General features: G+C 39.4%; 18 protein-coding genes. 14 read left to right on the forward strand and 4 right to left on the reverse strand.

Annotation, left to right across the window (positions count from 1 at the left end; genetic code table 11):
• Positions 1–49: 49 nt before the first annotated feature.
• The gene (locus AC1DYB_RS05890) at positions 50–832 is read right to left on the reverse strand and encodes a succinate dehydrogenase cytochrome b subunit (RefSeq protein ID WP_295721437.1); all 783 of its coding nucleotides are present in this window, start codon (positions 830–832) and stop codon (positions 50–52) included.
• A 160-nt stretch (positions 833–992) separates the two neighbouring features.
• The gene (pdeM, locus tag AC1DYB_RS05895) at positions 993–1,658 is read right to left on the reverse strand and encodes a ligase-associated DNA damage response endonuclease PdeM (protein ID WP_295721435.1); all 666 of its coding nucleotides are present in this window, start codon (positions 1,656–1,658) and stop codon (positions 993–995) included.
• Between the two features lie 127 nt (positions 1,659–1,785).
• Here pdeM and AC1DYB_RS05900 point away from each other — a divergent pair, with 127 nt between their 5' ends.
• From AC1DYB_RS05900 to AC1DYB_RS05960, 13 genes are all read left to right on the forward strand, one after another.
• Positions 1,786–2,190, forward strand: a complete 405-nt coding sequence (locus AC1DYB_RS05900; protein WP_477433213.1) for a hypothetical protein — start codon at positions 1,786–1,788, stop codon at positions 2,188–2,190.
• Positions 2,191–2,354: 164 nt separating this feature from the next.
• A complete protein-coding gene (locus tag AC1DYB_RS05905; protein ID WP_477398407.1) occupies positions 2,355–2,774 on the forward strand; it encodes a cobalamin B12-binding domain-containing protein in 420 nt (139 codons plus the stop codon).
• 12 nt (positions 2,775–2,786) lie between these two features.
• Positions 2,787–3,569 (forward strand): enoyl-CoA hydratase/isomerase family protein, encoded by a 783-nt coding sequence (locus tag AC1DYB_RS05910; RefSeq protein WP_477433215.1) that lies wholly within the window; start codon positions 2,787–2,789, stop codon positions 3,567–3,569.
• Positions 3,570–4,306: 737 nt separating this feature from the next.
• On the forward strand, positions 4,307–4,909 hold the full coding sequence (locus AC1DYB_RS05915; protein WP_477433217.1) for a hypothetical protein: 603 nt from the start codon (positions 4,307–4,309) through the stop codon (positions 4,907–4,909).
• Positions 4,910–5,084: 175 nt separating this feature from the next.
• Positions 5,085–6,515 carry a sigma-54-dependent transcriptional regulator gene (locus tag AC1DYB_RS05920; protein WP_477433219.1) on the forward strand — a complete coding sequence of 477 codons (1,431 nt, stop codon included), beginning with the start codon at positions 5,085–5,087 and terminating at the stop codon, positions 6,513–6,515.
• Positions 6,516–6,518: 3 nt separating this feature from the next.
• Positions 6,519–6,728 (forward strand): hypothetical protein, encoded by a 210-nt coding sequence (locus AC1DYB_RS05925; protein ID WP_295721422.1) that lies wholly within the window; start codon positions 6,519–6,521, stop codon positions 6,726–6,728.
• A gap of 164 nt (positions 6,729–6,892) precedes the next feature.
• Positions 6,893–7,936 carry an AI-2E family transporter gene (locus AC1DYB_RS05930; RefSeq protein ID WP_295721420.1) on the forward strand — a complete coding sequence of 348 codons (1,044 nt, stop codon included), beginning with the start codon at positions 6,893–6,895 and terminating at the stop codon, positions 7,934–7,936.
• 154 nt (positions 7,937–8,090) lie between these two features.
• The gene (locus AC1DYB_RS05935) at positions 8,091–8,357 is read left to right on the forward strand and encodes a YtxH domain-containing protein (RefSeq protein WP_147052900.1); all 267 of its coding nucleotides are present in this window, start codon (positions 8,091–8,093) and stop codon (positions 8,355–8,357) included.
• Positions 8,358–8,430: 73 nt separating this feature from the next.
• A complete protein-coding gene (locus AC1DYB_RS05940; RefSeq protein ID WP_477433221.1) occupies positions 8,431–8,781 on the forward strand; it encodes a phage holin family protein in 351 nt (116 codons plus the stop codon).
• 5 nt (positions 8,782–8,786) lie between these two features.
• Positions 8,787–9,233, forward strand: a complete 447-nt coding sequence (locus AC1DYB_RS05945; protein ID WP_477433223.1) for a hypothetical protein — start codon at positions 8,787–8,789, stop codon at positions 9,231–9,233.
• Between the two features lie 71 nt (positions 9,234–9,304).
• On the forward strand, positions 9,305–9,955 hold the full coding sequence (gene trmB / locus AC1DYB_RS05950; RefSeq protein ID WP_477433225.1) for a tRNA (guanosine(46)-N7)-methyltransferase TrmB: 651 nt from the start codon (positions 9,305–9,307) through the stop codon (positions 9,953–9,955).
• A gap of 8 nt (positions 9,956–9,963) precedes the next feature.
• Complete coding sequence (locus AC1DYB_RS05955) at positions 9,964–10,296, forward strand: MGMT family protein (RefSeq protein ID WP_477398883.1); 333 nt, start codon at positions 9,964–9,966, stop codon at positions 10,294–10,296.
• Positions 10,297–10,360: 64 nt separating this feature from the next.
• Entirely contained in the window at positions 10,361–11,878 is a 1,518-nt protein-coding gene (locus tag AC1DYB_RS05960; protein ID WP_477433227.1) for a TlpA family protein disulfide reductase, read from the forward strand.
• 15 nt (positions 11,879–11,893) lie between these two features.
• Here AC1DYB_RS05960 and AC1DYB_RS05965 read toward each other — a convergent pair whose 3' ends face one another.
• On the reverse strand, positions 11,894–12,256 hold the full coding sequence (locus tag AC1DYB_RS05965; protein WP_477433229.1) for a VOC family protein: 363 nt from the start codon (positions 12,254–12,256) through the stop codon (positions 11,894–11,896).
• Between the two features lie 58 nt (positions 12,257–12,314).
• Positions 12,315–12,692: a VOC family protein gene (locus AC1DYB_RS05970; RefSeq protein ID WP_477398889.1), complete on the reverse strand. Its 378-nt coding sequence runs from the start codon at positions 12,690–12,692 to the stop codon at positions 12,315–12,317.
• 194 nt (positions 12,693–12,886) lie between these two features.
• Between AC1DYB_RS05970 and AC1DYB_RS05975 the strand changes: the two genes are divergently transcribed.
• Positions 12,887–13,231: a carboxymuconolactone decarboxylase family protein gene (locus tag AC1DYB_RS05975; protein ID WP_477398891.1), complete on the forward strand. Its 345-nt coding sequence runs from the start codon at positions 12,887–12,889 to the stop codon at positions 13,229–13,231.
• The last annotated feature ends 49 nt before the right edge of the window (positions 13,232–13,280 follow it).

Consider the following 13,280-nt stretch of genomic DNA (forward strand, 5'->3'; position numbering starts at 1 on the left):
AGGTTTTAATCAATTTACAATTCAACTTCATCAACCAAATCCAACTTAATTAACCTCTGTGCATAAAAAAGTAATACACCGGCATCGCTGCAAAAGCCAGCGGAATAATTACCGCAAAAAACCAGGTGCCTACTGCATACACTACAGGTGTGTATTTACGGTGTACCCAGCCCAACGTGCGGAAAGCACTCTGGAAACCATGTAGCAGGTGGAATGATAAAGCACCCATGGCAATTACGTAGAATATAACATACCATAAGCTGCTAAAGCTTCTAACCACGCGTGCATGCAGGTCTTTCACTCTTACAATTTCCACATCGTTTACAACAGAAACTGATTTGTTGAACTCGGCATAGCCAGGGTTGTAATCAACATCTGTAGTCACGCCGGTTTTCAGGTCGGTACGGTACTCTTTAAAGCCCATGGTTTTATCGTTATGATAACTGAACCAGAAATCGCTCATGTGAATCACGATGAATAAAAACAGGATTGAACCAAGCAGTCCCATGTTTTTTGACGACCATGTTGCATCTGATTTTTGTGCTACAGCATAACCTACAGGGCGTGCCTTGCGGTTTTTAACTGTTAAAATAATTGCGTACAACGCATGTACCAGGATAGACAGGTAAAGCAGGTATGCGATAACTTCGATAGGTGGAAAATGTGTTAAAAAATTGGCATACACATTAAAACCAAAACCATTATCGTTGCTAAATAACAACAGGTTGCCCCCAAGGTGTACTATGATAAAAGTACACAAAAACAAGCCTGTTAAAGCCATGATAAGCTTTTTTCCCAGCGATGAGTTAAAGGTTTGTTTAATTTCGCTCATTATGAAATAGATTTATTTTGGCAAAAGTATTTATTAAATGCCAAAAGATATAAATGGATTCGGCTTATTAGCGGCTAAAAAGTTATTTAGAATCAATCTAAGAAATTACAGTGCAATTACACGGTAATTATGATTAAAATGAGGGTTAAAGCAGGGAGAATTAAGCAATTGCTATTACCTTATCTTTTAAAACGGCAAATATTTTATCGTTTTGAGCGCTGCGGATAGCCACCCTGCCAGTAAACTTGCCAAAAGAAGGTAGTATGGCCTGCCTGCTGCCAAAAGCAAAACAGGGTAGGGTTATGCTTTGCCTGCCACGGCCGCTTAAGTTTATACCGGGGTGAATATGACCACAAAAAACATAGGCGGCGGCGTTTTGCAGCTTATCATCGGGCAAAGGATGGTGGAGCATCAGGAACGGTGCGATCAGCAGTTCGTTATGTAGTTCGATGTTAAGTTTTTGGTAATGGCTGTCGGCAATAATATCATGGTTGCCTTTTATGAGGATGATCTGTATCTGCGGGAACTGACTGCGCCAAAGGATGAACCAATCCCAGTCGTTATTCATATCGCTATGAAACAGATCGCCCAGGAATAACAGCTTTTCGGGTTTGTGTTCGTGGATGAGATCAGATAGGGTAGCCAGGTCGCTTTGCTCCATATCGCGGGGCACGGCTATGCCGGCTTTACGAAAATGCCCCACCTTACCAAAATGCACATCGGTAATGATTAAAGCTTTTTGCTGTTGCCAGTAAATGGCTTTTTGTGGGAGGAGTAAAAGATCTTGTTCAAGCAAGTTGAAAGTTGTGGCCTCACTGATCATCATAACAGGGCAAAGTTAAAATTTATTTTTTGAGATGTTTACCAGGCCGTTACTAAGCCAATAAATAAATGTTATTTAACAAACTGTAGCACAAGTGCAATGCTTATCGTAATGGTATAAAAATGATTTTATGAAAGCATTTGGCCTACTGTTTTTATTCATCGCGCTTGTAGTGGCGGGTGGTTGCAAAAAGGATAACGTGACATCGCAGAAGCTTCAGGGTAATTACACAGGCAGGCTGGTTACCCAGGGTGCTCAATCGACACCAGGCGTTATTGATTTTAAACTGGAAATAACAGGCAATAATTACCACGCTTTTCCTACTACGGGACTTCTGCCACTGAGCAGCAAGGGAACCTTCGCCTTAAATAATAACGATCAGATTGCTTTTACAGATAGCCTGGTGCACACCGCTAATTTTAACTGGAGTCTTTTATTAAGTGGTACTTATTCTGCAGAATATAAAGGAGACAGTTTAATACTGGTTAAAGGTGGTGATGGCTATAGTTATACCTACCGGCTAAAAAAACAATAAATTGCCTGTTCAGTTTGCCTCAGCTTGTTTGCTCCCGAACATTCAATGACCAATATCAAAGATGAATTTTAATTAATCATCAATTTCGATGTTCGGAGCTATAAATTCAGTATTCGGTATTATCTTTCATTCTTATTACTTTTACGGCAACCAATCCGGTTTACATGAGTAATACCTTTAACCGACCCATCCGCGTTTTAGTTGCCAAAGTAGGGCTTGACGGGCACGACCGCGGCGCACGCATTATAGCTACGTCGCTGCGCGATGCCGGTATGGAAGTAATTTATACCGGCTTGCGCCAAACACCTGAGATGGTAGTAAATACCGCCCTGCAGGAAGATGTGGATGCCATTGGTATTTCCATATTATCAGGAGCGCACATGACGGTCTTCCCCAAAATACTCAAGCTTATAAAAGAGAAGCAGATGGATGACGTGCTTGTAACCGGCGGCGGGATTATCCCAAATGATGATATGATAACCCTGAAAGAGCAGGGCGTAGGTGAACTTTTTCCGCCCGGAACCAGCACGCAGGACATTGTTAAATACATAACGGATTGGGTGCATAAGCACCGTAACTTTTAAATAGCTATTGCAATGGAATTTCAAAATTTGTTGATCAACAATCAAGATCGTATACAATATATTACTATCAATAGGGAAAGCAAGCTCAATGCGCTCAACAAAGCCACCCTTGCCGAGCTGCATACCGCATTTTTTGAAGCATTTAATAACCCGGCTGTGGGCGGCATTATTTTAACCGGGGCAGGAACAAAGGCTTTTGTAGCCGGCGCCGATATTAGTGAATTTGCCGACCTGGCTGTTGACGGGGGTACCGCGCTTGCCAGCAATAACCAAACTGAAGTTTTTGACCAGATTGCTAATGGCAGTAAACCCGTGCTTGCGGCCATAAACGGGTTTGCTTTGGGTGGAGGCCTTGAACTGGCCATGGCCTGCCATATCCGCGTGGCTGCCGAAACAGCAAAAATGGGCACGCCCGAAGTTACCCTGGGATTAATTCCGGGGTATGGTGGTACCCAACGCTTACCCCAATTGGTGGGTAAAGGCAAAGCCTTTGAGATGATTTTAACAGGCGACATGATCAATGCGGCCGATGCGCTTCATTATGGATTAGTTACCCATGTGTTTGCTCCGGAAGCGTTGTTGGAAAAAGCCGAAGAGTTAATGAAAAAGATATTGCTTCGGGCTCCTTTAGCCCTTGCTGCTGCTATCCGGTCTGTAAATGTCGGTTTTAATGATGGGGTAAACGGATTTGAAACCGAAATAGAAGAGTTTGGAAAATGTTTCGGTACCGAAGACTTTAAAGAAGGTGTTGCCGCTTTTTTAGGGAAACGTAAAGCGGAATTTAAAGGGAAGTAATAGCCTCAAGGGAAGCAGATTTTTATTAGCCCATAGCACAAATTAACCCCGATGTCATTTCGATTGAGCTCGGGAAGGGATAGTGAGGTGGGGCGAAAGAGAAATCTTATGCAAGATGCTAAGCCTGGATATTATCTTATATTAGGAAATGGTTTGTTTATATATAATTATATTCTAATCATTGCCTCTTCATCATTCAGGAAAGTCCAATGTTTCTACAGGCTTTAAAGGTACAACTTGTATAGTTCCCTGAATATCAAAAGATCTTTATTCGAAACAGTGCACGTAGACTTAGCATATCGCATAAGATTTCTCTTTCGCGCCGCGCTCATTCCTGTCCCTGCTCAATCGAAATGACATCGGGGTTAATTTGTGCTATGTGGTAATTAATATCCCCCTCTGATTCTCTCAACAAACAAGAACCACAAAAAAGAATCGCGCAGCTTTTTTTTCTCCAAATTTCAATCTAAACTGAAAAAAAGATCAATTCACGCAGAAAACCCCTTTCTGTGCCTTGAAGTCCAATGTTAATTCTGTGTTAATTTTGACAGTAAAAAGGCAATTGTAATCCCATTTGACAATAGCCTGACCATGGTACCCTTATGGTCAGAAAATAAAATACTATTAATCAATTGATTAAATACTCGTGACTTTGGGATGAAAAATCATATATGATTTGGTGCTTTAATTTGCCCTGTGTTTAAAACAAAAACAAATATCAAAACACAACAATTGTTATGAAAAATTCATTCAAAATTTCAGCTTTAATTTTAGCTTTTGCCGGTTTAGGCCTTGGCGCATCAGCTCAAACAACAACTACCACAACAACTACTTCTACTACAACTACTACCCCGGGCGGTATCCGTTACAGCATTGGTGTTGATGCAGGTATACCTGTAGGTAACTTTAAAGATAACTACAAATGGAACTTAGGCGGTTCGGTACAGGCAGATATCCCGGTTTACAAAAACCAATTATTTGTAACTGTTAATGCGGGTTACAATAACATTTTTGGTAAAAAGAATATTGGTGGTGTTGCTAATGCAGATGTAACTGATTTTCATTTAATACCTGTAAAAGCCGGTTTAAAATTCTTCCCTATCGAAAACTTTTATGTTCAGGGTGAAGCAGGTGCAGCATTTTTGTTAAACAAAAGTGATGTTGGCGCTAATAAATCAACCGCGTTTGTTTATGCTCCGCAAATTGGTGTTCAGTTCCCTGTAAGCAAAAGCAGCTTTATTGATGCCGGTGTACGTTACGAGGCTACTACCAAGTATGCTACTGGCGTTGATGCAAGTAAAGTAAACTTTATTGGCGTACGTGTAGCTTACGGATTTTAATATCGATCCTACTTATACCTATTAAAGAGGGAGGCCAAATTTGGTCTCCCTTTTTTGTTCTCTGACATTTTTTTAACCTGTGAACAACTATTATTAAATAAAACATCCTCAAATTAGCAACATTGTTTGTAACTTAACGGCTTTAATACATTTACCATCACCTGTTATAACTGATATGAAGAAAATCCTCATCATTGATGATGAAGTTAATGTAGGCTTATTGCTATCTAAATTTTTAATACGCAATGGTTTTGATGTAAAGACCGCAACAAGCGGCACAGGCGGAATGGAGGCACTTAAAGAAAGCGAGTACAACCTGGTGCTTTGCGATTTCAGGCTGGAGGATACCGATGGCCGCGAAATGTTGCGTAATATTAAAATACATTATCCAAAAACGGGTGTTATTATTATTACAGGCTACTCGGATATAAAAATGGCTGTCGAGCTCATTAAAATGGGAGCCTATGACTATATCACCAAGCCTTTGTACCCCGACGAGATATTAAATACCATTAATAAAGCCTTTGAAACCCATTACGCATTGGTCGAAGAGTCGGGAAATGCTGTTACGGTAGTTGCTGATAAATCAAAAAGCAAGGAGAACAAAAAGCAGGTTTTTGCAAGTGAGTTTGTTGCAGGTGTCAGCAAAACTTCGAAGGAGCTTTTGCGGCAGATTGAATTGGTTGCACCAACCAATTACAGTGTGATTATTTTGGGCGAAAGCGGTACCGGTAAAGAATCGGTAGCCAAAAGCATCCACCTGAACAGCCCGCGTCATAATCAGCCCTTTATAGCTATGGATTGCGGTTCATTAACAAAGGAGCTTGCCGCAAGTGAGTTTTTTGGTCACGAAAAAGGATCATTTACCGGAGCGCTATATACAAAAATAGGTCACTTTGAAATGGCTAATGGGGGCACTTTGTTTTTGGACGAGGTAGGCAACCTATCCTATGAAATTCAGGCTGCCTTATTGCGTACCGTACAAGAGCGTAAGGTTAAAAGAATAGGCAGTACTAAGGAGATTGATCTTGATGTGCGCATTATTATAGCCACTAATGAGAGTCTGCAGGAGGGCATCCAAAAGGGAAGATTCAGGGAAGATCTGTACCATCGCTTTAATGAGTTTACCATATATATGCCGCCTTTGCGCGAACGTGGTAATGACATCATGCTGCTGGCCGACCATTTTTTAAGAATAGCAAACAATGAATTGGGGCGTAATGTAGATACTTTTTCGCCCGAGGTAATTGATTGTTTTATGAATTACCGCTGGCCGGGAAATATCCGCGAACTGAAGAACGTGATCAGGAGGGCGGCTTTACTTGCCGAGGATAATGAGATCACGATGAAGGCATTGCCTTTGGAGATATCAAATTTTAAAACACCATCGTTTGAGTACTCCCATAATTCTAATTCAATACCACATGATGCGCCGGAAATAAGGGAAAATCGTCATGATTTGAAAAACGCGGCACTTGAAGCAGAATATGAAACCATTATAAGGGTTTTAAGAGAAGTGAACTTTAACAAAACCAAGGCCGCCGAGATATTGAAGATAGACAGGAAAACGCTGTATAACAAAATGAAAGCCATCAACCTTAAATAAAAGATGGATTTACTACAAAATCAGGGGACAGGCGAGGATGAAAACCTGCGCAAGTTAAAGCACGACATAAAAAATCAGCTTTCAAACATTCACCTTGCGCTTGAACAGCTAAAGTATGAACTGCCCGATATCAGCGAGGATTGCATGTTTTATATTGATACTATTTCAACAAGTTCGACCAAAATAAATGACCTGTTAAACGATACTCATTAAATGAAGTACAAAGGATATTCTTTCAAAAACGCCAAAACTTTTTGGCGTTTTTTTGTTTAATATGGAAGAGAATTAAGATATAGGAATCAAGAGATATTGGTTTTGGTGCTTTTTTCTACCCGGATTCCTGACTTTAACCTTTTGATTCTTTAGCTAAGCCTTTAATGTCAATTTTTAATTATAAGCAGCGCAACAACATCATCCTGGCAAGCATCATTATATTGGGGTGCTTTTTGCTTTACGCGCTTAGCGGTTTGTTTAGCAGCATACTTGGCGCCATTGTGTTATACACTATTTTTAGGCCTTTGTATATTAACCTGTCCGATAAAAGGGGCTGGAACGGCTCGCTGGTAGCCCTGCTCATTATTTTCACCTCGCTTATTATTATTGTTATCCCTTTTCTTACGCTAAGCATTATGGTGGTGGGGAAAATATCGAGTATAAATATCAAAGATCTTCCTATTGATCAATGGACTTCAAAAATTGATGCTTTTGCGGGTGCAAACCTCAATCAGCCACACTTTGCCGAAGATACACTTCAAAAACTGGGCAGCATTGGCGCAGGTTTGTTCCCATCCATATTAAGCAGCGCGGCCAGCATTATTATTACATTGCTGGTTTTGTACTTTATTTTGTACTTTATGCTTACACAGATGAGTGAGTTTGAAGCCGGATTGCTCAAATATGCGCCTTTTCGTGAGCAGCACGCGTTAAAATTTGCAGCCGCCCTGCGCGATTCTACCTATTCTAACGTTTTAGGACAAGGAATAATAGCCCTGACACAGGGTGTGCTGCTGGCAAATGGCTTTTTAATATTTGGCATACCCGATCCGGTATTCTGGGGAGTTATAGCTGTATTTATTTCGTTTTTACCGGTTGTGGGCGCGCCAACATTATGTATACCGGCAAGTATAGTTTTATTTGCACAGGGCCATAACTGGCAGGGAGTTTTGTTGCTGGCTTATGGCTTGTTGTTTATTGGCAACGTTGATAATTTTCTAAGAATGATCATTAACAAACGCATAGCCAATACGCATCCTATTATATCTATCGTTGGGGTATTCATTGGAATTCCTCTTTTTGGAATTTTGGGCTTGGTTTTTGGTCCGGTTTTGTTATCTTACTTTTTATTGTTACTGGAGATTTATGAAACCAACCGTTTAGCTGCCGACCGACTGGAAAGGATACGTACAGTGCCAGAAAACTGACAGGTATAATGCTCACTTTTGTAAACACAGTATCAAAAACACAATAAGTAAAAAAACTATTTATACAGAAATTGTATACAAATAATACAATTGATGATATTTGGCAAGGTATTTAGTATTAATCAATCAATGTTCAACTTTAAATTATATTCCAATGAACGATAACACAAAAGTAGTTGTTGCTTTACTTGCAGGCCTGGCGGCAGGAGCAGCTTTAGGTATTTTATTTGCTCCGGATAAAGGGGGCGAAACACGCGATAAACTTACAGAATCATTAAAGAACCTTGGCGACTCTATAAAAGAAACCGCTGCGGCAGAAATTGATAACCTTGTTGGATTAAAAGACAAGGTAGTTGAAAACATTAAATCAAAGATAAGGGGTGCCGAAGAAGAGTACCAGGACGATTTGGAACATGCATAATTTTAAATTGCCCGGATAATTCATTTTGTGTGAATTATCCGGGATTATAAAATTATAAAACAAACAAACACCTATGGAAGCCCAAAAAGAAACACCACCACCATTACCGCCCATTATTGATCAGTTAAAGGAATACGCCGAAACGCGTTTTAAACTTTTAAAATATGAGGCTATAGAGGGGAGTACTTCAATTTTAGCAAGCGTTATTACCGATGTTATTGTTGCAATAAGCATGTTACTGGCTTTTATATTTGCCAGTTTTACACTCGCTTTTTATTTAGGTGATCTGTTTCAATCATTGTGGGAGGGCTTTGGTTGCGTGGCTCTTATTTATTTAATAATTGCCATTATTATAAAGCTTAATAAACGTGCTTTTGAAAAGCCTTTGGCTAACATCTTTATCCAGAAAATATTTAAACGGTAGTCACAATGAGTTATAAAATAAGAAGTATAAACGATTTGCAGGACGAGATTTTCAGGCTGAAAACATTGGAGAGTCAGCAAAGCTTTGCATTAAAGGCACGTTTTAGTAGTCCTTCTGCCATATTTTCATCTGTTCTGTCAATGTTTCCGCGCTCTGTTGATAGTGATGGTGTGCGTAGTTCAGGGCTTTTTCATCCGGATATTATAAACCTTATTTCGCGGTTCGTTATTCCCTTAACCCTAAATAAAACCATTTTTAAAAACTCCAATTTTTTAATTAAAACATTGGTAGGGCTGGTATCACAAAAAGCATCAAACTACGTTAACGAAGATTCGGTTTCGGGCATTTGGGGTACGGTGAAGGGGCTTTTTGAAAAATTCACCAAAAAGAAATCAACGGGCGATTATAAACCCGAACCATACAAAAAACCGGCAACCGGGGCAGTTGTTTAAAGCTATTTTAAACCGCGTTCTGCTCAATTAACATAAAAACCTATTTTTGCACTTTATTTTTAAAATATAAAGTGGGAAAAGATAAGTTAAAACGCTTTGCTGAGATAGATACTTTTAGTAATGTATTACAGTTAGATGCCGGTAAACCTTTTAAGGGACAATGGAATACCGGTTTTTTCAATAACAACAACCCTGTAGTTTTGGAGCTTGCCTGTGGTAAAGGCGAATACACCGTAAACCTGGCCAATTTATTTCCCGATAAAAATTTTATTGGTATTGATTATAAAGGTAACCGCATATGGCGCGGGGCTAAAACAGCTATTGAAGATAGTGTAAACAATGTTGCCTTCCTGAGGATACAAATAGAGAACCTGCTGGATTACTTTGCCGATGGAGAAGTTGATGAAATTTGGATCACCTTCCCCGATCCGCAGCCGCAGTTAAGTCGCGAAAAGAAACGCCTCACATCGCCGCGCTTTTTAGATAAGTATATTGAAATCCTAAAACCATCGGGCTGTGTTAACCTTAAAACGGATAATGACGACCTGCATGCTTATACTGCCGAAAAGATAGAAGAGCTAAAACTGAAACTGCATGCTAAAACCGAAGATCTATATCATTCGGAATATGCAGATGAGGTTTTATCCATTAAAACTTACTACGAGAAAAAATATTTAAAAGATAATAAGAACATTAACTACCTTAAGTTTTCTTTTGCGTAGGTTAATCAATGGAAGATATCAATTTTTTCGATAAAGTTTACCAGGTTGCCCGGCTGATACCTAAAGGACGGGTAACTTCTTATGGTGCTATTGCCTCATACCTGGGCACCAAAGGCTCCTCGCGCGTGGTGGGCTATGCCATGCAGGCGGCTGGCAGGGTTAATCCACCGGTACCGGCGCATAGGGTAGTTAACAGGCAAGGCTTGCTCACCGCTAAATTTCATTTCGGCGGTAGCACCATGCAGGAGATGCTGGAAAGCGAAGGCGTAAAAGTAGTTGACGACCAGGTGCAGGATTTTAAAACGGTGTATTGGGATCCTAATATTGAGCTGGCTTTGTGATTGAGGGTAGGATATAACAATGTTTAAAAAATATCGTTATTCACTCTACAAATCCTACCTAATCATGAAAAAAACTTTTGTCGCATTTATTGTCTTTTTATTTATTCTAAAAGTAGCCGCAGCTCAGAAAGCGGTTTTACATATCACCTTGTTAAATTCTGCTAATCCTGATTGTTCATTGTCCACCAGTGATGCCTTTGATTTTGATTATCTGAAAAAAGGAGATATCGATATTCATTTAGGTAAAGGATATAAATCGTCATATGCTTTCAATTTAACTCAGCCAAGATTTGTTTCCTTTTTCTGTTCAAGAGATTCAACCCGTTCTAATTCGTTGAGATATGTTTTCTTTTTGTCGCCGGGAGATAATCTTTTTTTTAAGGTCGATTTTAGTAAAAATAATAATGGTATTGTTGTTACCGGCAAAGGAGCAAACAACAACCAACCATTAATTGGGAGTTTCAGCGACATCGATTTAATGAAGTATTACGGTGATACAATACCTAATCGGGTTATAGATGTTATCAACCATCAACAATCATTTTATAAAAGTAACGCCGAAAGTTATATTAAACAATTTAAACCCACAGCGGCTTTTATAAAGAACATCAATTATAATGTGCAATATAATGCGGCAAACACTTATTATAATTTTAAAGAAAATAATAAATTCCAGGTACGGGATGCATATACCCGAAATTTTGACAAATGGCAACATGTAAACGATAGCTTGTTTGCAATAATTAAACTTAACAATAACGATGCTTTAATCTCCAATAGTTATACAGGCTTGATTCGCAGTTTTCTAATGCGAGAAAAGGAAAGGCTATGGGGTGAAAGTTTTAAAAATCCCGTAACTTTTTTTAAAGAATGGTATAACTCCGATACAACCGTCGGGCCAAAATTATTTAATGAAGATCAGCAAAACCTTCTGAAAGAAAAGATCATCAATAAACATTTTACAGGAAGGTCGGCCGAATACCTTTACGCGGTATTATTTGATAATGCTATGGGGGATCGAAATCCTAAAAATATAGTCCAGATCTTTGAGCGCTTTAAACAGCGTTACCCACACAGTAAATATGTGGAGTGGTTTAGCCCTTCAATTGATACCGTTAAAAAAAAGCAGCGGCAAAGCCTGACAGCTGATATGGTTTTTGTTACCGATAATGGTATAAGGCTTAATAATTTTGATGAGGTACTTGCAATTACAAAAGGGAAAACCATACTATTAGATATGTGGGGAACCTGGTGCGGACCATGCCGTGGAGAAATTGAAAAAAATAGTGCTGCTATAAAAGCCCATTTTAAAGATAAAGGGTTAAGTTATTTATATGTTGCCAATTTTGATTTACAAAACGAAAAGGAATGGAAAAAACTTATAGCCTACTTTGATTTAAAAGGTACACATATCTTGGCCAACAAAAACCTATCTCAAGATATTATGGCGAAGGTAAAAGGCAACGGTTATCCTACTTATGTAGTGATCAAAAAAGATGGATCGTACGAACAATCAAAAGCCGGTTTCCCCATGAACAGAGATGTATTAATTAAGCAGTTAGAGGATGCTTTGGCTCAGTAATTGGAATAAATAACACTACCTGGTCATCTCTAGCAACTCCATCCGGTTACCAAAGGGATCTATAAAAGCAAAACGTTCACGCCCTGCAATTTGGGGCTCTTCCACAATTTCAATACCGTGATCTTGCAGATGTTTTCGGGCAGCAACAATACTCGTTACCTCAAAAGCGCTATGCCTGATGGTGCGCGGCAATAAGTGTTCAACACCAATATGTAGATCAATATTGCCGATAGCGAACCAATAACCTGCAGAAGTGAATACATCGGGCCTTTCAATCAATTCCAGCCCGATAACGTTGGTGTAAAATAGTTTTGCCTCCTCCAGTTTTTCTGGTGAAACGCAAATGTGAATGTGGTCGGCACGTTTAAAGTTGATCATTGAAAAGAAGATAAATTACCGTTATTGCTGATGATGAGTTGCAAAAAAGTTGGAATTATTACTCATCCTCCGCAAAAGTCAGCACATAATTGTTATTATCCTTGATAGAAAATTCGGTAGCCCCATAAAAAGTAGTTTCCAGTCCTTTAATTACAGGTACAAGCTCTTTTATCCCCTCAAAAAAAGTGCGGATGTTTTTAAGTTTGATATAGAATAGCATGGAGGCTCCATCCTGCCGGCTAATATCGGGCAGTTCCTCACCCAGACTGGCCATGGTTTGAAACATAAACGTAACGTTACCTTTGGCCATCATAGCCCACACCAGGTTGTTGCCGGTTTCGGGCACGGTAACCACCAGTTCGAAACCCAGTAGCTGGTAAAATTTAATGGTTTCGTTAATATCCTTAACAAAAATATTGGGTGATAAACTTTCCATGTTTTCTTTGATTATGCGGTAAAAATTGAAATAAAATTCTTGAGATAAAAATAAAGATTTATAACTTTAAATGCTAAATAAATTAGTAAAATTGTAAGGTAAATGGCTAAAGGTAATGTTATAAATTATTTGAGGCAATCACTAATCCAACAATTTGCTATTGTTAAGGCATTCAATAACTCAATAAATATAAAGTGGGAAAATTAATAGAAGAATTTGACGCCTATCGGTCTAAAATGAACGACAGGATAATGGAGACTGCTAACACCAACATCAAACGCTTTTTCGCGCTTGATACCACCAGTTACGCCGATGGAGCCCTTGATGTAAAAACCAAAGAAATGCTGGGCCTGGTAGCCAGCATGGTGCTACGTTGCGATGACTGTATTAAATATCACCTGGGCAAATGCTTTGAGGCTGGTGTAAAGCACGATGAAATGAACGAGATCTTTATGATTGCCAACCTGGTAGGAGGTTCCATCGTGATACCGCATTACCGCCGGGCAGTGGAGTATTGGGATGAGCTGAATGAGGTTTAGCTGACCGCTGAGTGGTTGCAATTGGTAAATCCGTGATATCTGGATGCAT

The sequence above is a fragment of the Mucilaginibacter sp. P2_A4 genome (assembly GCF_056405015.1).

Excerpts from the sequence above, each read along its gene's own strand:
- AC1DYB_RS05925 (WP_295721422.1), top strand. The coding sequence starts at position 6,519 with ATGGATTTACTACAAAATCAGGGGACAGGCGAGGATGAAAACCTGCGC.
- AC1DYB_RS05920 (WP_477433219.1), top strand. The coding sequence starts at position 5,085 with ATGAAGAAAATCCTCATCATTGATGATGAAGTTAATGTAGGCTTATTG.
- AC1DYB_RS05935 (WP_147052900.1), top strand. The coding sequence starts at position 8,091 with ATGAACGATAACACAAAAGTAGTTGTTGCTTTACTTGCAGGCCTGGCG.
- AC1DYB_RS05890 (WP_295721437.1), bottom strand. The coding sequence starts at position 832 with ATGAGCGAAATTAAACAAACCTTTAACTCATCGCTGGGAAAAAAGCTT.
- AC1DYB_RS05960 (WP_477433227.1), top strand. The coding sequence starts at position 10,361 with ATGAAAAAAACTTTTGTCGCATTTATTGTCTTTTTATTTATTCTAAAA.
- AC1DYB_RS05940 (WP_477433221.1), top strand. The coding sequence starts at position 8,431 with ATGGAAGCCCAAAAAGAAACACCACCACCATTACCGCCCATTATTGAT.
- AC1DYB_RS05930 (WP_295721420.1), top strand. The coding sequence starts at position 6,893 with ATGTCAATTTTTAATTATAAGCAGCGCAACAACATCATCCTGGCAAGC.
- AC1DYB_RS05900 (WP_477433213.1), top strand. The coding sequence starts at position 1,786 with ATGAAAGCATTTGGCCTACTGTTTTTATTCATCGCGCTTGTAGTGGCG.
- AC1DYB_RS05965 (WP_477433229.1), bottom strand. The coding sequence starts at position 12,256 with ATGATCAACTTTAAACGTGCCGACCACATTCACATTTGCGTTTCACCA.
- pdeM (WP_295721435.1), bottom strand. The coding sequence starts at position 1,658 with ATGATGATCAGTGAGGCCACAACTTTCAACTTGCTTGAACAAGATCTT.
- AC1DYB_RS05915 (WP_477433217.1), top strand. The coding sequence starts at position 4,307 with ATGAAAAATTCATTCAAAATTTCAGCTTTAATTTTAGCTTTTGCCGGT.
- AC1DYB_RS05970 (WP_477398889.1), bottom strand. The coding sequence starts at position 12,692 with ATGGAAAGTTTATCACCCAATATTTTTGTTAAGGATATTAACGAAACC.
- AC1DYB_RS05910 (WP_477433215.1), top strand. The coding sequence starts at position 2,787 with ATGGAATTTCAAAATTTGTTGATCAACAATCAAGATCGTATACAATAT.
- AC1DYB_RS05945 (WP_477433223.1), top strand. The coding sequence starts at position 8,787 with ATGAGTTATAAAATAAGAAGTATAAACGATTTGCAGGACGAGATTTTC.
- AC1DYB_RS05955 (WP_477398883.1), top strand. The coding sequence starts at position 9,964 with ATGGAAGATATCAATTTTTTCGATAAAGTTTACCAGGTTGCCCGGCTG.
- AC1DYB_RS05905 (WP_477398407.1), top strand. The coding sequence starts at position 2,355 with ATGAGTAATACCTTTAACCGACCCATCCGCGTTTTAGTTGCCAAAGTA.